Below are 17,940 nucleotides of genomic sequence, written 5' to 3' on the forward strand. Positions count from 1 at the left end.
TTCTAGCTAATAAAAATCAGTAGATTATTATATTTATACTTTAGTTATCTGAACATTGCAATAAATAAGTCTAAAATTGTCGAATTAGCATGTTGGGAAAATTCCTTGGCAAATTTTCAATAAAAGTAATCAGAATTTATTGACTAATTTGTCAATATATTTTTATTATTAAGTTGTAGTACCAACTCATAAAAAAGGAGGTTAATAAAATGAATTCTTTATGGTTAGCCGTGATCGGAATGATTGTGTTTGCGATCGGATACCGCTTCTATTCTAAATGGGTAGCAGAAAAGATTTACCGTCTTGACCCGAACTATGTCACACCGGCGCACCAGTATTCGGATGGAGTAGACTTTGTTCCAACGAAGAAAATGATCCTTTGGGGTCACCATTTTACGTCCGTTGCCGGGGCAGCACCAATTGTTGGTCCGGCGATCGCTGTCTATTGGGGATGGCTTCCTGCATTCCTCTGGGTTACCTTGGGCACGGTCTTCGCAGCAGGTGTTCATGACTTCGGAACTCTTGTCCTTTCAGTCAGGAATAAGGGACAGTCAGTCGGTACAATCACAAATAAGCTAATTGGCAAACGTGCAAAAATTATGTTCTTATTCATTATTTTAATACTTGTTTTGATGGTCAACGCCGTTTTTGCATGGGTTATTGCGAACTTGTTTGTAAAATTCCCCGCGAGTGTTCTATCGGTATTCCTTCAAATACCACTTGCGATTTGGATTGGTTATGCAGTTTATAAAAAGAAGAAGGGAATGCTCGTACCATCTCTGATTGCATTAGCTGTCATGTATGGTGCCGCTATCCTGGCCAGCCGCGTACCGGCATTGCAAATTGATCTTGTGAGATATTTTGGCGGGGCGGATAGTACCGTCATGTTTGGTCTAAGTGGTGTATCCATGGCTTTCTTAGTCTGGATTGTCGTTCTGATGGTCTATGTTTACATTGCATCAACACTACCGGTCTGGAAGCTCCTGCAGCCTCGTGATTATATCAATTCACACCAGTTGGTTGTAGGTTTATTCATTTTATATGCAGGACTCATTTTCCTGCAGCCAAAGGTTACAGCTCCAGCAATGAATGCAGCGGCTACTGATGTTTCCTGGTTCCCATTATTGTTCATCACGATTGCCTGTGGTGCCATTTCTGGATTCCATGGACTTGTTTCTTCTGGAACATCCTCTAAGCAGCTGGAAAAAGAAACAGATGCCCGCTTTGTTGGTTATCTTGGTGCAGTTGGAGAAGGTGTCCTTGCCTTGATCGCCATTATCGCGGTTATCACTGTATTTGCGACAAAAGCTGATTTTACTGCAGCTTATTCAAGCTTTGCCGCTGCAAGCGCAGGTGGGCTTGGCAACTTCATCAATGGTGCTGCCCAGCTTGCGACCGGCATCTGGATTCCAGCAGACATCGCAAGGACGATTGTTTCCATCATCGTCGTCAGCTTTGCTGCTACCACTTTGGACACGTCAGTAAGATTGATGCGTTATATCATCGCTGAAATCGGAAGCGAGTACAATGTCCAGGCACTGACAAAGACTCATGTGGCTACAACTGTTGCTGTTGTTTCCAGCGCAGCGCTTGTGCTATTGCCAAAAGGACCTAACGGATTCGGTTCTGGCGGATACCTATTGTGGCCATTGTTCGGAACGAGCAACCAGCTTTTGGCCGGAGTCAGCCTACTGCTTGTTTCCATCTGGCTGAAGCGTCAGGGAAGGAATTATCTGGTAACCTTCATCCCAATGGTGTTCGTATTCTTCATGACACTTTGGGCAATGATTCAGCAGGTCGTTTTCCAGTGGTCTGGTTATGGAAGCGGCGAGCTGAATATGCTGCTCTTTGGTATCGGAGGACTGATCCTGATCTTTGTATTCTGGATCATCATCGAGGCAATCGCAGCCTTCAGCAGGAATAATCCACCGCCATTAAGCAAGGAAATGTAATGAAGTGGAGGCCGGGCGACCGGTCTCTATTGTCATTTTTAGAAAGCGCTGTTTTCGTATAGATTGTTGTTAAAATCCTAAAGCCGATTTTAACGTAATAAAAAGCCATTTTGCAGGTCGGTACTAAGTTTGCATGCTCTTTTCTCATAAAAAGTGTCAACTTTACGAAAGAAATAGGTCTTGAAAATCCTATTTTGTATTCAAAAGCAACAAAGTTTGAGAAAAGAGCCTTAGAAAGAGAGGAATTCGTTATGGGTTTCTACGAACAATTAAAGCGCGCAATAGCTGTCTATGATGAGATTCTCAGACAGCCGCACAGGACAGAAATTGCTCGTGAATTAAGAGATGAAGAGGATCTGTTTATGTTGTTGTGCTTTTCAGAAATGCTCGGTCTGCCCAACCCGGCATTTTACTACACACTTGAACTATACCCTGTCATCATCGAGCGTTTTCATGATTGGCATCTGAGGGCCGGAATGGAAAAATCCCCGCTTGAAGGAATACGCTGCTGCTAGGAGGAAGTGTTATGGATATGCTGGAAAAGAAGATCTATTTTATCGGTGGAAAAGGCGGTGTTGGCAAAAGTACAACATCCGCGGCTATGGCGCTTTTACTTGCGCAAAAAGGAAAGAAGATACTGCTGGTTTCAACAGATCCCGCCCATAATACAGGCGACTTATTTCATCGTAACTTCAGCGGGGGAAAAATAGAAAGAGCAACGGAGAATCTGGACGTACTGGAAATTGATTCGGAACAGGAATCAAGGAATTACATCAATGGAGTAAAGGGAAACCTGAAAGGCCTGGTCAAAGCGACGATGCTGGAGGAGGTTAACAGGCAGATCGATATGGCAGCATCCTCGCCTGGGGCAGAAGAAGCCGCGCTGTTTGATAAAATCACCTCCTTGATTCTTGAGGAAATCGCAAACTATGACGGTATTGTTTTTGACACAGCACCTACTGGACATACAATTCGGCTACTAACACTTCCGGAATTGATGGGCGTCTGGATGGACGGGCTATTGGAACGGCGTAAAAAAGTGAACGAGAATTACGCACAGTGGATGAATGATGGTGAAATCGTTGAAGACCCTTTATATGAAAAGTTGAATGAACGAAAAAACCGTTTCAAGCGTGTAAGGGAAATCCTGCTTGATGGAACACAAACACAGTATATATTTGTACTTAACGCCGAGCGCCTGCCAATCCTTGAAACCGCCAAGGCAATCGAAACATTGCATCAGCACGGAATACATGTTAACTCAATCGTAGTAAATAAGGTCATTCCAGATGAAGCAGATGGAAGATTCATGGAGCAAAGAAGAGCCAATGAGCGAGTCTATCTTGATGAAATCAAAGGCAAATTCAAGAACCAAAGACAAATCTTCCTGCCGCTTCTTGAGCACGACATTTCCGCCCTGTCCACCCTGCAACTTATATCAGGCCTTTTAGGAAAACAAATCGATTATCATTTAAACCATCGTTAAAAGTGGTGTTTTCATTTTATTTATTAGGGTTATATAAAAACATGGATAAATTTTAAAGCAGTATGGAAACTAAAGCTAATTGGAAATTGTAATATAGAAAGGGGCACTAGAATGAGGCGAATCTTTCCCGGCTCGATTACAGCGTATAGTCAGTTCGGACATTTGAAGGTCCCTAAGAGTATTAGAAATATTTGTCCAGATTGCAAAGACAAAGTTGAGTTTGTCCTAAAATCGACTTATCAGAGCAGCAAACATGGATTGATGACGGAAGGCGCTTGCCCTTCATGCAAACAAAGTGTTCCGTTTATCATCATTACAAAAGAAAAAGAGGCACAGCCTGATGTGTACATATATGATCCCCAGAGCTCGACAGATCCGTCAAGCCAGATTCAACACATTCCCAGAATACCTGAAGAATTGGTCAGGGCTTATAAATCTGCGGTCAGTGTTCATCTTTCGAAAGAGAATGGAGCGACTGCTGTACTGGCCAAGCGGGTCCTAGAGAATGTACTTAAAAACTTTTTAGGCGATAAAGCTAAGGGCCTTACTCTTGACCAGCAATTCGAAATTCTTCCGGACCATATTAATTTAGTAAAACCAGTCACCTCATTAGGTCCATTGATGGCATCTGAAGGCGGACTTCACAAGATGCTTGAGCTGGAATCTGAGATGGATGATGAAATGACAGAACTAACAATGGATTTATTGGAGGATTTGATTCAATACCTATTCGTATTGCCTGGAAAAATAGAAATGACCCGAGAACAAATTGAAAAAAAGTTAAATTGATTTGACTTCAAGCAGCTTCCGAGGGAGGCTGTTTTTTTGGTATAGTAGGAGGGGTAAAAGGGGGAGCAACTGTGAATTACATAAAAAACTTTAGTGTGATATTTGCCATCCTGATGGCATTTTTTATTTTACCCAACCTGGTTTCGGCGCATAATGGTTCACGGGATGAATTGGGCGGCCATTTCCGCAATGCCGATTGTATGTATTTGCTTCATGAACCGACGTCGATTGCGAAAAACGCAGCCAATATTGGCGAGCTGATCAGATTGATTAATCAGTATAACAGTAATTCTGATTGTGCAGCCGGACTCACTGAGGAAAAAGTCGATTTGGAAGGGTATACTTTCTCAGAAGCAGGAAATGCTGCGTCAAAATCTAATCAGGCTGCAGGCGAAATGCCTAAAGCTGAAGTTTCTACCGGCAAATTGCAGCTTGGAAAAATGTATGAAGCAGAATTGTCAGCTTGCACAGACGGTGATACGGCTGTGTTTACAATCAACGGCAAGGACTATAAAACACGTTTTCTCTATATTGATACTCCTGAAAGCACAAGGACGAAGGAACCATTCGGACCTGAAGCGGCACAGTATACATGTTCCTTTTTAAAGCAAGGGAAAATTAAACTTGAGACGGATGGCGGGAACCTTTTTGATAAATATGATCGACTTCTTGCCTGGGTTTGGGTAGGAGACAATCTGCATCAGGAGGAAATTACTAAGGCAGGATTAGTCGAAGACTTTTACGACTATGACAGCTATAAATATGAAAATCGCATCTGGTCGGCGAGGGATTATGCAAAAGAAAATGGAAAAGGCATATATGCAGGTACGGATACTCCAGAAGAGAGAAATGAACAATCACAAGAGCAACCTAAGAAGCAGGAGCAACAGCCCAAAAGTGAAAATGAAGAAAGCCAACAGGAGAATCAACCTGATAGCAATGAAAAAGATACCGAAGTAACAGACCAACAGCGTGAATCGAAACAAGAAACAGAACAGGCTGAAACAGCTGAAGAAGAGTTTGACTGCAGCTTTTTAAGCGGCCTATTATACGCTTTGTTATTTTACCTCATCGTTCCCATAAAGAAGGCGATGGGTAAGCGGACGCTGATCGCTCACAGATTGTGGAGCAAAAAATGGCCGCTCAACCTGTTACTTGGCTTAATTTATGCTTTCCTATGCTACATCACCTTGCTGCTATTGTTGGTGGAAGTCCTCCACCTTTTCAAAAATAAAAAGCGCAAGCGAAAATGACGGACATAATTCAATGTGTAATCTGAAAAACTGTCCGTCATCCAGGTCATGACGGACAGAAATCGATGGAGAATCGAGAAAACTGTCCGTCATCAAGGCCATGACGGACACAAATCGATGGAAAATCGGAAAAACTGTCCGTCATCAAGGCCATGACGGACAGAAATCGATGGAAAATCGGAAAAAATGTCCGTCATCCAGGTTATGACGGACATAAATCGCTGGAGAATCGAGAAAACTGTCCGTCATCAAGGCCATGACGGACACAAATCGATGGAAAATCGGAAAAACTGTCCGTCATCCTTTATGGGTGGCGTTTTCTATTTTAGTTAGAACCCAGCTTTTCTTATGGTGCCGCGATCTTCAATATCTTGAAGAAATCATCCCGATTATATGCCTCGTAAAGCAATCTTTCATGATTGAAAATGGCGTAATACGGCAGCGAATCGATTTTCAAATCAGGAAATTGCCGGCGTGCTTCCTCAAGGTTGTTAACCTTCAAAGAATGCGCCTTATGTACATATTTGTTATTTACCTGTTCAAGAGCCCAATTTTCCTGCAGCGCTTCTGGTTTATACAGTTCAAGTACAGCCAAGTAGCCTGGTTCTTCGGCAAGTTGTGCCTGATAAGCAACCACTTCTTCAATGATTAATGGAAAAGCATAATGATAGACTTGATCTCCGCTGGAGGCCTGAATGATTACTGTACTTTGGCCAGCCACATTGTTAAAAGTATAGGTATTATCAAAAAATGTTTCAAATGGAAGGTTCCCCATCTCCAAATCTCCATGTCCCTGTGAGCGGTATACGGAAATATTGTCAATTCCGGCTTCTTCGGGAAAAGTGATCTTCATTTCGCTGAACGGCTTCACGCTGACAGGAAGCAGATCATGGAACAGGATTGGTGGCTCATCCTGGTCGACGACAGGTCCGGTTCCTTTTTCTACCCAGGCAAATGTACCTGATTTATATAATACTTCCTGGCCTCCAACGGTTATTACTGCTACTGGAATGCTAAATGACGGTTCTTTTTCCTGTTCTGGCATAAGGGTTCGGAATCCATCTATGGTGAGGATCAGCAATATAGCTAATAGGACGATTCCATACGGAAGCCATTTACTTTTCATAGCTAGAATTCTTCGAAGTTAGCATCTTTTCAATTTCCTCATCCGTTGGCGGTGGTGACACTGGGTTTAGATGACCACTCAACTTATCGATTTTCTTATGCAGTCGTACTACATCAACGAGTATGAACAACAGTAAAACAATGATTAACCACGTTACCATAAAAAACACCTCACTTTTTTTCAATATAAAACAAAAGGCATGGAATAGAAAGGTGAAATTGGATAAAATTTGCGCTGCGCACTGGATTATTATACTATCTTAGGGAGTACGAATGGTGGTGTTGCAGTGGAAATTACAAAGCATTTATTAATGAATCTCTCACTTCTTCTTGTCCTTTTGTTTTTTACACAGCTAATCATCGAAAGACAAGTAAAGGAAGAGAGCCGAGAAAGATATCAATTGTTCTATTTCATTATATCGATTTTTACATGTTATATTTTTTCGGTACAAGTCCAGGATGGCATTCGCTTTGACCTTCGACAGGTGCCGATGATTCTTGGAAGTCTCTATACTGGATATAGTTTCTTGCTTGCAGGTGTCACGATCCTTATGAGAGGTTTTTTAGGCATAAACGATGGGTTCTGGGTCTCGATGGGGGTCTTTGCAGCCCTTGCCATCCTTCTCAAATGGATTCATCCCTGGTTCAACAGGCTAACCTTGAACAGCAGGGTCGGGATCTCTGTTTTATTGACCGTAATCACTTCCTTTTTGTTAATGCAAATGGTCACTGTAGTCAGCGAACCAATCAGACACCCGGAAGCCTGGATCAGTTTTATTTTGATTCCCGCACTAACTTCAGGTCTGGTCAGCTATTCAATTGAGACAATTCGTCAAACTTTCATTATCCGACAAAGACTAGCGAAAGCCGATAAAATTGAAGCCGTCAGCCATTTAAGTGCAGCTATTTCTCATGAGATCCGTAACCCGCTTACAACAGTAAAAGGATTCCTGCAACTGCTCGGCGAGAAGGATTATCCTGATGAAAAGAAAAAGGAATTCATCGATATTGCGGTCCAGGAATTAAATCGTGCTGAAGAGGTCATTAATGACTATCTAACTTTTGCAAGACCTGCTTTTGAAAAGGAAGAGCAAATTGAAGTCGATAAGGAATTGAATCAGGTTCTTAATGTACTAAATCCATTGGCTAACCTTAATGGTGTGAAAATAATGAAAAAGTATAGTCCGGAATTAGTCATATCAGGAGATTGTTCGAAATTCAAGCAAGCATTCATCAACCTGATCAAGAACGGTTTGGAGGCTATGCCGAACGGCGGGGAACTAATCGTTCAAACCTTCCGCACGGGGACTGTGATTCATATCCTCGTGAGAGATACAGGTCTCGGGATGACTGAAGAGCAGATTGCCCGCCTGGGAGAACCATACTACACGACAAAAGGGCAGCAGGGAACTGGCCTTGGCATGATGGTGACTTTCAGCATCATCCGTGCAATGAGAGGTAAGGTTGAGGTTAAAAGCCAGGTTGGCATAGGAACAACCTTCCATATCCGTTTCAGCAATTTAATAGCTGAAGAGTAACTAGATCCTTCCAAAGGTTGGGTGTGGTATTGGGTTTTTTTCAACATTTCTCAGTAGAAAGCTCTGCCAGAAAAAAACCACTTTTAACAGATTGTCAGGTTTGTCTTTTGTTGACAATAAAATCCATCGTTGCTATATTGAAATTAGCTGATTGCACACGTATTAGGCACTTTGCAATTTGCTTATTCTAATGTTTGAAGACGTTTGAATAGGTCATGTATGAGGAACTAGTCGTTGTGATTTGCTAAATTTAATCATGGCTTGTTCGGCCGATCTAGGAGGATTTTTCACATGAAAAACGGTAAAGTTAAATGGTTCAATGCGGAAAAGGGTTTTGGATTCATCGAAGCTGAAGACGGCAATGATATTTTCGTACATTACTCTGCTATTCAAACAGAAGGTTTCAAAACATTAGAAGAAGGCCAGGAAGTATCTTTCGAGGTTGTTGAAGGTGCTCGTGGACCACAAGCTGCTAACGTTACTAAACTATAATTCTTAATTTGATCTTATAGCTCAGCCATCTGGCTGGGCTTTTTATGTACCAAAAATTCAATTATTTCGAAACCTTTCCAGTATGGAAAACGTAATATCGTTAACAACTATTTCACAAGGTGAGGTGTATAAAAATGGGTGTCTTCTTAACAATCGCGGCTGGAGCAGGGATACTCTTTGCCATTGCTTATTTTTCCGGCAATGGAAGCAAAAAGAAAGTTTTATTGAAGGAGAACATCCCGCACCACCTTGGCTTAATGGATGATGTGCCGGCTTTTGCTATCTTGAATAAATTAGAGAAATCTCTTTCTTATGAGTTTATAAATCAAGTGAAACTTCGTTTTTTAAGCGAACATCCCGAGATTTCCGATGATGAATTTGAATGGCGTCTATTTGAATTAAAACGATATTTTTTCCTTAATTCGTTTATGAAAAGCACGCCAATGTTCAGCAGCAAGGTCGATGAGATTTGGCATGAGATGCTTATGTTCACTAAGCAATATGAAGCTTTTACTGATAAATATCTTGGCAAAATGCTTCATCATACGCCAAACTTGGAACCGGAACCAGCACCACAGCAACGGGCGTTCTTTGATTGGGTGTTCGCTCAGCTTTTTGAAATAACAGAATACACATGGCAGACATGGGGAGACTTTTTCCATTATCCACTTGATCAGCAGCTACTCCAAAAAATCGGTTCACTTAGTGACGATGAGCTGAAACAGCAATTTTTCAATGTTACTGATGATAATCAGGAACTTGTGAATTATTTAATCAAACAGCTGAGATCACAACTAAAAAAAGCGCAAGAAATGTACAATGTTGATAGAAAAGGGGCTTTTGAAAGGCCAGGACTTTTTGGTGACCTATCAGGACTGAGCCTGGTAATGGTGTTTTACTCTTACTATTACTTTGATGAATACTGGGATTATGCTCAAGCATATGCTTATTCACACCAGACACATGGAACATCGGGCTGCAGTGCCGTTTTTTGCGGCTCAGGCGACATAAATGATTCACATAATGATGGAGGCGGCCACAGCTGTTCCAGCAGCAGTTGCTCTAGCTGTGGCGGAGGTTGCTCATCATAATAATGAAAACCTGCTAACAAGTAGCTAGCAGGTTTTTAACTTTGGATGAATTTTTTGATTACATTTTGCAAATTGCCTTCTGTCATAATGTCTGAAAAATCAATTCCCAGCTGGACTGCTGTCTGTGCAACCTCTGGCCGGATTCCTGTTACGATGGATTGAACGCCAAGCAGCTTTAAAGCATCCATAAGCTTAAAGATTTGATGGGCAACCATCGTATCAACCATCACCACTCCAGAAAGATCCACTATCAAAGTATTGATTCTGGCATCGATGCTTTGTGTGAGAGTTGATTCCATTAAGCCTTTTGCTCTCGTTGTATCGATTTCACCAATCAATGGCAAAAGACCGACTTCCTTTGTCAAACTAATGACTGGTGCGCTCAATTCTTTAATTAGAGTTGCTTGAGAGGCTAATCGATTCATAAGGATTTCCATAAAAACAACTATAAAACTTTCAAAGACATAATCAAGAGTATAATTGATCTCTGCTTCCCATGTAAAAACGTCGTCCAGTGTGATCTCCATTTCTGACTGTTTTACGAATTTTTGAACGTATTCCCAATATACCCGGCGGAAAACGCCTGAATTCCAAGCGACTTCTGTCAGGTCAGTTTTAGATTTTATTCGGTCTGCTGCAGTCTGCCTCGTCCAGGACGAAATCGTTTCCTTCATCTCTTCCTCAGTCTGGAAAAGCGATTTAGCCACAAGACGAACATAATTTGAATTCTGTTCCTTTACCCTGTCCATTACTTCTGACGGAGCGTTAGCAGAGTAATCTGATCCCTTAATAACCCTCTGGCGTTTTAGCCAGTCATCGGTAAAATTAGTGGCATTGTCGACAAGAAACTTGTATAACGCCTCTGTTTTTGTATCCATTTTAATCCCTGCTTTTTTGATTAGTCGTTACCTCTATTGTGAAAAACATGAACAGAAAAGTCAAATTTCAAATATAATCACTAAAAGTTGTCTCAACAGACTAAACTTGTGGAAAATCCAGGTAGATATTAAAGAGAATGTTTGATAGAATAAGAACAAATGTTCTATAAATCTTTCCTTTTTTTGAGTGACCATTAAATTTTTGAGTTTGATATAATAGTAGCATTGTCAAATTGGCTTTTAAAAATTATTTAAATAGATAACTTCTTAGGAAACAGGGGGGATTTGCATGAAATTTATTCATACAGGTGACTGGCATCTCGGAAAGCTTGTCCACGGAATTTACATGACCGAAGACCAGAGAGAGGTATTGAATCAATTTATTGAGCTTGTCGCGGAAGAACAACCTGATGCTGTTGTAATTGCAGGGGATCTATACGACAGGTCCGTACCGCCAACTGATGCAGTAGAGCTTCTTGACGAAATACTATTCAAAATCAACGTGGAACTGAACACGCCTGTTGTAGCGATTGCAGGCAACCACGACAGTGCAGAACGTCTATCATTTGGCAGCTCATGGTACCGCCATAATCATTTTTACCTTACCGGAAAAATGACGAACGACTTTAGGCCAGTGCATATAAACGGGGTCAATTTTTACCTGATTCCTTATGCAGAACCTGGTGTCGTCCGCCATATGCTTGACGATTCTTCAATCCACTCCCATCAGGACGCGATGAAGGCCGTGATCGGCAAAATTGAAGAAAACCTGAATCCTGACGAAGCAAATGTTTTTGTTGGACATGCTTTCGTTCTCGGTGGTGACTCAAGCGATTCAGAGCGTTCATTATCGGTCGGTGGATCTGGCTGTGTCACCCAGGACCTGTTTGACCCATTTGCATTCACTGCACTCGGCCATCTCCATAGCCCAGACGCAATCAAACATGACAAAATAAAATACTCAGGCTCCCTATTAAAATACTCTTTTTCAGAGGCTAAACAGCGCAAATCGATTACAATCGTTGAAATGAACGAAAACGGCAGTTTTGATATGCGTTACAGGACCCTGAAACCGAAGCAGGATATGCGTGAATTGGAAGGCCATCTGGAACAACTTCTGGATCCTTCCTTTTATGAAAAAGAAAATATTAATGATTATTTAAAAGTAACTTTGCTTGACGATGGAGCCATAATCGACCCAATGGGCAAGCTGCGCCAGGTCTTCCCGAATGTCCTTCATCTTGATCGAAAAATCGAATCCATTGACCAAAAGCATAAGCAGCACTTCAAATCGATCAGGGAAGAAAAAAAGTCCGAGCTTGAACTTTTCGAACAGTTTTACAAGGAAATGACAACAAGCGAATTTACTGATGATAAACGCGGTGTCATGACTGAAGTAATTGGCAAAGTTTTGAAGGAGGAGGGACATAAATGAAACCTCTGAAACTGACGATGCAGGCATTTGGACCATATGCCGGTGCGGAAACAATTGACTTTAGGCACCTTGAAAACCGGACGATGTTTGTCATTTCTGGTAAAACTGGTTCCGGAAAGACAACCATTTTTGATGGTATCAGTTATGCGATTTACGGCAAGGCAAGCGGTGAGGACCGGAATGGTTCCGACTTGCGAAGCCAGTTTGCGGATGATGAGTTATTGACTGAAGTTACGCTTGAATTTTCTTTGCGTCAAAAGACATACCAGATTACCAGATCTCCGCAGCAGGAAAAGAAAAAGAAGTCTGGTGAAGGAACGACTACTGTCGGTGCAAAAGCAGAATTATATTTAATTGACGAAAACGGAGAATTGCAGCTGCTTGCTTCAAATGTTCGCGAAGTGGATGAAAAGGTCAAGGAGATCATGATCATCGACAGCAATCAATTCCGCCAGATTCTGATGATTCCCCAGGGGGAATTCCGTAAGCTTCTAACGTCGGACAGTAAAGAAAAGGAAGTCATACTGCAAAGACTTTTCCATACGGAAATCTATAAAAGAGTAGAGGAAAAGCTTAGAGAAGAAGCAACTGTGCTGAAAAAATCGGTTGAGGACCAGGTTGAGAAAAGGAATTCAGCCCTTCGCAGCATTAAGGCTGTCGAAAATGAAGAATTGATGGAATATGTAGAAGCTGGCAGTACAAACGATGTCCTGATCCTCCCGCTTTTAAAAGAAGAAATTGGCGCAATGGAAACAAAACTTGAAAAGTTGAATAAAGACCGTGAAAAACTTCAGCTGGACCGCGATAAAATGCAGCAGCGTTTATTCGAAGCTGAAGCAACCTTAAAACAAATCCAATCACTAGAAACCCTGAAGATGACAAAGGAAAAGCTTGAAGCCCAAAAGGATCTTTTTGAAGAAAAAGAAAAACAAACAGTGCTTGCAAAAAAAGCAGCCCTTCTGAATGCACAGGAACAGCTTTGCCACCGACTTAAGGCCGACCTGGACAGTATAACAAACCAGGTAAGTGTGATCACGAAGCGAATTGAACAATTAACAGTCCGACTAACAACAGCCGAAAATGAACACCAGAAACAACAAATTGATCGGGAACCTGAGCGAAAAGCAGCTGCTGAACAGGTTAACAGACTTGAAAATATGAAAGAAGATGTCCATTCATTCGCAAGCCTTGCTGCACAGTTTGCAGAGCTAAAGCAAGCACTGGAATCATCGGTACAGAACCGGGAGAACAATCAAGCCCAGCTTAAGTCAACTGAAGAGCGGGTTAAAGTCTTGCTTACAGAAAAAGAAGATGCCGAAAAGGCGCAGATTACTTATCTGGAGAATGACCGGAAATTGGAAAAGCTGCTGCTTGAATTGGACAAGCTGAAAAGGCTTGGCAACCACAATCAGAAAGTCGAACAGGTTCGATCGAGTTTTGAAACCCGCAAAGGTCAGTTTAACCAGGCTGTTTCCAGACTAAATGATGCCAAAGCCGCAGTAGAAGCTCTTGAGCAAAAATGGCTGCATTCACAGGCTGCTGTTTTGGCTGCATCTCTGCATGAAGGTGGCGCTTGCCCTGTTTGCGGATCAGAGGATCATCCTGAACCCGCGAAAGCAACAGAAGGTTTTATCCCGACCGAAGAAGATCTAAAAGCTGCACGGGAGCAGATCACTCGTGTTGAAAAAGAGAAGAGCGCTGCTGAAAAGTCTTATATTGAAACAGATACGACATTAAGGTCTATGATTGAAACGGGAGAAGAAATGATGGCTGAGGTCGTCAAATTCCGCCCTGACTTAGATGTTGGCCAGTTAGCTGATGCCGTACTTCTGACTGAAAGTGATATTGAAAAGCTCCAAAATGAGCAGAAACAGTATTCTGTAAAAATAAAATCCCTGGAAAAAATCAAAACTGAAATCAAAAGGTTTGAAGACGACAGAGAAAGGCTGAATAAGCAGCTGAAAGCTATCGACGAAAGCTATCAAAGCCTGATGATCCAGTATACAGAAAAGAAAACCACCCTGGAGAGAATAACAGGGAAAATACCTGAACAACTACGCTCACTGCAAGTATTCGAATCGAAATTGAATTCAGCACGACTCTTACAGAAGCAGCTTGATGAGGAACTGGAGCAGGCCCGCAAAAATTATCAGGAAGCGAAAGAACTTCTGGGAACCGAAAAAGCACGGAGTGAAGAGGCTGAAAAGAGATTGAAGGAAATAGATACGCAATTGACAGCCGAGCGCGAAAAATTCAAAAACAATATGACATCCCAGGGCTTTGAAAACTATCAGGCCTATCACCAGGCGAAAATACCAGAACAGGCTATTCAACAGCTTGATGCAGACATTTTGAATTATCGGGAAGAATTCAGGTCAGTAACGGATCGTTTCGCAGAGCTGTCTGATATGCTAAAAGATGTCAAGAAGCCTGATATGGAAACACTTCAATCAGAATTCGCACAATTAAATAAAATAATCAAAGAAACAGATGAAGCATACCAGGATTTAAATCTAAAAAAACGCGATAATCAATCTATTATGGAACAAGTAGACTCTTTGAATGAGCAGATGAAGGTGCTTGAGGAAAAATACAAGCTAGTCGGCCATTTATTCGAGATTTCAAAAGGCCAGAACACATACAGGATTACATTCGAGCGCTTTGTCCTGGCTGCTTTCCTTGATGATATTCTTGCAGATGCTAATGTAAGACTCAACAAGATGACGAGCGGACGATACCGATTATTACGAAAGACTGATCGTTCAAAAGGCAATGTACAGAGTGGATTGGAGCTTTTGGTTCTGGATGCATATACCGGACAGGAGCGGCATGTAAAGACATTGTCTGGAGGAGAAAGCTTCAAGGCTGCGTTATCACTTGCCCTGGGGTTGGCTGATGTTGTCCAGAATTACGCAGGTGGAGTTTCATTAGAGACAATGTTCATAGATGAAGGCTTCGGAACCCTTGATCCAGAGTCCTTGGACCAGGCCATAGAAGCATTAATCGATATCCAGAGCAGCGGCCGACTCGTCGGAATCATCTCCCATGTACCAGAGCTAAAGGAACGGATTGACGCAAGGCTCGAGGTCATATCCACCCAAACAGGAAGCAAAACAGAATTTCATTTAATGAATTAAACTGAGAAATACAGCATCTTGAAATAGGTGCTGTATTTTCGCGATTATTCAGCAGCTCACAACCAAATGTACCGCTCTAATTGGTTATGAGTCATGCTTCTAAAACAAGGAAGAACAAAGACATACGTCAGCAGGGAGTTTTATCATGGAATTTGAAGTTCAATATTTATCATTTTACGTAGTACAGGTAGAAGGCAAAGGCGAGCAGGCTGATAAAAGGTACAAGCATTTCCAGACATTGAATGAGCAAGAATATGAATCAAGTCATCTAAAGGAATTTCTTGATGGCGAGTTCGCAAAAATCGTCAAGCGCAAGGTAGATCGCCATCCAAAAACAGATGAAGTTCCCACCAAGCTCGGCTACTTCATCGTTGAGGAGGGCCATGATTTAACCTCCAACCCAAACTACAACCTTTTCCATCGTGTCCGTTTCGCGGAGTCAAAGGAAGACTTCCAGCAAGAGAGTGAAAAATTCGCTATTGCTTACGTAGATACAAGCGCTGTAAGAGGCGGTGCTTTCATCGTAGCAAGAGCCAAGCTACGCAAGTTTTTTGATGATGCATTCGTGTTCATCCTGAAATGCGATTTTGAACCAAAAGTTGCCTCTATTTCCGATGAATCGACATTGATCCGGCAGGTGGAAATGGCGATAACGACGAAAAACATGAAATCAATCCAGTATCCCTATATGCCAGAAGAGGGAATGATCCAGGATAATGAACTAAAAATCAACCAGTCCTCACATGCACGTTATTTTGAAGACTTCCTTAAATATGTAGAGTATGGGCAGTCGATGCCGGAAATCGTTAAGACTCAGGTCATAGAGATGGTCCGCGGTCATATGGAAGAAACCTTCGAGCCAGAAAGTGAGGAACGGGAGCAGCTTGAGAACGCCATGGAAATTTGGGCGGCCAGCGAAAAACGCGAGCTCCAGGAACGCTTCGAACCCGAACAGGTCATTGAAGCGGCTGCACAGCTTATCGAGCATACCCCTGAACTCGAACTGAAAATGAAGCTCGACCACATTTCGGTAAAAGGGTTGCTAGCTGATTACGGTGACAGCATCCATCTGGCAAAGGTTAATGGAAAGTATGTGATTATGATTGAAGCAGATACCATTACCTTTGAAAAAGGCTTTTCCCCAGTCGAATTTGCAAAACCCGATGAAATCGGTACTGTAGTTGAAAGAATCAGGCAAAAGAGCTAACCTTTTTCCTACACAGCAAGGCATTTTATATTACTCATACAAAGAAAAGCATTGGCATAATTGCCAGTGCTTTTTTATTTCTTGTCATCAACTTCATTTTTTGGTTACAATTGGAAAGAAGGAATGGTAGAGCAGTAAGGGGGCTTAGGAATGGTTACTACATATGTAAACTGGAACAATGCAAAAGTTAAATTATCCTGGCAGGAAGAAGACCAGCTTCCACCCAGGGAGTTGATCAGCAGTGTCCATGGTTTCTGTTTCCACGATGATAAGGTGCTCCTGGTAAACTTAAATCATCGCGGGTGGGATATGACTGGTGGTCATATTGAGCCTGGTGAATCTGTTGAGGAATGCTTTAAGAGAGAAACTATGGAAGAGGCCTATGTTTCTGGTGATTGCAGGCTTTTAGGTTCAATCATGGTTGATCATAGTGAAAACGCGCACTGGAATGAGAGTAGTCCATACCCCAAAGTCGGTTTCCAGGTGTTTTACAGGATGGACATCAAAGAAATACATGATTTCGATGGAGGATTTGAATCCTCCGAAAGAATATTTATCGACCAAGAGCAGGTCCGCGAGTATTATCATGATTGGCACGAATTGTATGAACATATTTTAAATTATGCTGCAAAGAAAAAATAATAGATTAAGATAGTTAGGGTGATTCAAATGGATGCTGTTAAACAAAATAGTCTTGCATGGGACAAGAAGGTTGAAAGTGAAGCAGTTTATACTAAGGCTGTTTCAAGAGAAGTAATTGAAAAAAGCAAAGCGGGAGAATGGGAAATAACAGTTACGACTGGAAAACCGGTCCCAAGAAGCTGGTTTCCACAATCAGTGGCAGGATTGAAAGTTCTTTGTCTTGCTTCTGGAGGCGGACAGCAGGGTCCTGTTCTGGCTGCAGCAGGAGCTGATGTTACAGTTGTTGATATTTCAAAAAAACAGTTGGAACAGGATGAGTTTGTTGCGAAAAGAGATGGACTCAATTTAAGTACATTACAATGCAGCATGACAGACCTTTCAGCCTTCAGTGATGAGCAATTTGACTTGATCGTCCATCCAGTGGCCAATTTATTCGTCGAAGACATCTCACTAGTTTGGAAGGAAGCATCAAGAGTATTGAAAGACAAAGGGACGCTAATATCCGGCTTTACGAATCCTCTCTTATTTATTTTCGACGATGAAGAGGACATGAAAGGTAACCTGGTGGTGAACAATAGGATTCCGACGTCGTCTCTTGATAATCTAACAGATGAAGAAAAGGAAGAGTTTATGAACTCTGATCAAACGATTGAATTCGGTCATACTTTAGAGGATCAGATCCAGGGTCAAATTGATGCCGGCCTGGTCATTGCTGGATTGTATGAAGACGATTTTGGCGGCAGAAGGCCACTTGATGAGTATATTAAATGCTTTGTCGCAACAAGAGCAGTTAAGATTAAGCTCTAAACTGCTAAAGCCCTAAGCCTCCTTAGGGCTTTTTCTTATATATTTAGAATATTTAGACTAATAGTTGAATATTTCAATATAAACGTTATAATAAAGTTAACAATACAT

16 protein-coding genes are annotated in these 17,940 nt (G+C 41.8%); 13 read left to right on the forward strand and 3 right to left on the reverse strand.

Annotation, left to right across the window (positions count from 1 at the left end; translation table 11 throughout):
• Positions 1 to 209 precede the first annotated feature (209 nt).
• The 5 genes from AC0VX7_RS12335 to AC0VX7_RS12355 all read left to right on the forward strand — a co-directional run bounded on the left by AC0VX7_RS12335 (position 210) and on the right by AC0VX7_RS12355 (position 5,480).
• Positions 210 to 1,952, forward strand: a complete 1,743-nt coding sequence (locus AC0VX7_RS12335) for a carbon starvation CstA family protein (protein WP_475424448.1) — start codon at positions 210 to 212, stop codon at positions 1,950 to 1,952.
• Between the two features lie 251 nt (positions 1,953 to 2,203).
• Complete coding sequence (locus AC0VX7_RS12340; protein ID WP_041966277.1) at positions 2,204 to 2,467, forward strand: cory-CC-star protein; 264 nt, start codon at positions 2,204 to 2,206, stop codon at positions 2,465 to 2,467.
• An 11-nt stretch (positions 2,468 to 2,478) separates the two neighbouring features.
• Positions 2,479 to 3,438, forward strand: coding sequence for an ArsA family ATPase (locus AC0VX7_RS12345; protein ID WP_475424449.1), 960 nt, complete (start codon positions 2,479 to 2,481; stop codon positions 3,436 to 3,438).
• Between the two features lie 111 nt (positions 3,439 to 3,549).
• Positions 3,550 to 4,227: a hypothetical protein gene (locus tag AC0VX7_RS12350; RefSeq protein WP_475424450.1), complete on the forward strand. Its 678-nt coding sequence runs from the start codon at positions 3,550 to 3,552 to the stop codon at positions 4,225 to 4,227.
• Between the two features lie 71 nt (positions 4,228 to 4,298).
• The gene (locus AC0VX7_RS12355) at positions 4,299 to 5,480 is read left to right on the forward strand and encodes a thermonuclease family protein (RefSeq protein ID WP_475424451.1); all 1,182 of its coding nucleotides are present in this window, start codon (positions 4,299 to 4,301) and stop codon (positions 5,478 to 5,480) included.
• A 346-nt stretch (positions 5,481 to 5,826) separates the two neighbouring features.
• Here the strand turns inward: AC0VX7_RS12355 and AC0VX7_RS12360 are convergent, their stop codons facing one another.
• The gene (locus tag AC0VX7_RS12360) at positions 5,827 to 6,606 is read right to left on the reverse strand and encodes a hypothetical protein (protein WP_475424452.1); all 780 of its coding nucleotides are present in this window, start codon (positions 6,604 to 6,606) and stop codon (positions 5,827 to 5,829) included.
• Complete coding sequence (locus AC0VX7_RS12365; RefSeq protein ID WP_475424453.1) at positions 6,596 to 6,766, reverse strand: hypothetical protein; 171 nt, start codon at positions 6,764 to 6,766, stop codon at positions 6,596 to 6,598. The genes AC0VX7_RS12360 and AC0VX7_RS12365 overlap by 11 nt, the downstream gene beginning before the upstream one ends.
• 126 nt (positions 6,767 to 6,892) lie before the next feature.
• On the opposite strand from AC0VX7_RS12365, the gene AC0VX7_RS12370 reads away from it, so the two are divergent.
• The 3 genes from AC0VX7_RS12370 to AC0VX7_RS12380 all read left to right on the forward strand — a co-directional run bounded on the left by AC0VX7_RS12370 (position 6,893) and on the right by AC0VX7_RS12380 (position 9,726).
• Entirely contained in the window at positions 6,893 to 8,143 is a 1,251-nt protein-coding gene (locus AC0VX7_RS12370; protein WP_475424454.1) for an ATP-binding protein, read from the forward strand.
• Positions 8,144 to 8,434: 291 nt separating this feature from the next.
• Positions 8,435 to 8,635 carry a cold-shock protein gene (locus AC0VX7_RS12375; RefSeq protein WP_214903419.1) on the forward strand — a complete coding sequence of 67 codons (201 nt, stop codon included), beginning with the start codon at positions 8,435 to 8,437 and terminating at the stop codon, positions 8,633 to 8,635.
• Positions 8,636 to 8,769: 134 nt separating this feature from the next.
• Positions 8,770 to 9,726: a glycine-rich domain-containing protein gene (locus AC0VX7_RS12380; protein ID WP_475424455.1), complete on the forward strand. Its 957-nt coding sequence runs from the start codon at positions 8,770 to 8,772 to the stop codon at positions 9,724 to 9,726.
• Between the two features lie 35 nt (positions 9,727 to 9,761).
• Here the strand turns inward: AC0VX7_RS12380 and AC0VX7_RS12385 are convergent, their stop codons facing one another.
• Positions 9,762 to 10,604, reverse strand: a complete 843-nt coding sequence (locus tag AC0VX7_RS12385) for an STAS domain-containing protein (RefSeq protein WP_475424456.1) — start codon at positions 10,602 to 10,604, stop codon at positions 9,762 to 9,764.
• A gap of 289 nt (positions 10,605 to 10,893) precedes the next feature.
• Here AC0VX7_RS12385 and AC0VX7_RS12390 point away from each other — a divergent pair, with 289 nt between their 5' ends.
• The 5 genes from AC0VX7_RS12390 (at position 10,894) to AC0VX7_RS12410 (ending at position 17,832) form a co-directional block, all read left to right on the forward strand.
• Entirely contained in the window at positions 10,894 to 12,039 is a 1,146-nt protein-coding gene (locus AC0VX7_RS12390; RefSeq protein ID WP_475424457.1) for an exonuclease SbcCD subunit D, read from the forward strand.
• Positions 12,036 to 15,176 carry an AAA family ATPase gene (locus AC0VX7_RS12395; protein WP_475424458.1) on the forward strand — a complete coding sequence of 1,047 codons (3,141 nt, stop codon included), beginning with the start codon at positions 12,036 to 12,038 and terminating at the stop codon, positions 15,174 to 15,176. Before AC0VX7_RS12390 ends, AC0VX7_RS12395 begins: the two co-directional genes overlap by 4 nt.
• Positions 15,177 to 15,321: 145 nt before the next feature.
• Positions 15,322 to 16,383 (forward strand): DUF3900 domain-containing protein, encoded by a 1,062-nt coding sequence (locus AC0VX7_RS12400; protein WP_475424459.1) that lies wholly within the window; start codon positions 15,322 to 15,324, stop codon positions 16,381 to 16,383.
• Positions 16,384 to 16,533: 150 nt separating this feature from the next.
• On the forward strand, positions 16,534 to 17,025 hold the full coding sequence (locus AC0VX7_RS12405; RefSeq protein WP_475424460.1) for an NUDIX hydrolase: 492 nt from the start codon (positions 16,534 to 16,536) through the stop codon (positions 17,023 to 17,025).
• A gap of 27 nt (positions 17,026 to 17,052) precedes the next feature.
• Positions 17,053 to 17,832 (forward strand): class I SAM-dependent methyltransferase, encoded by a 780-nt coding sequence (locus AC0VX7_RS12410; RefSeq protein ID WP_475424461.1) that lies wholly within the window; start codon positions 17,053 to 17,055, stop codon positions 17,830 to 17,832.
• The last annotated feature ends 108 nt before the right edge of the window (positions 17,833 to 17,940 follow it).

The sequence above is a fragment of the Mesobacillus sp. QJM3NY_10 genome (assembly GCF_056173465.1).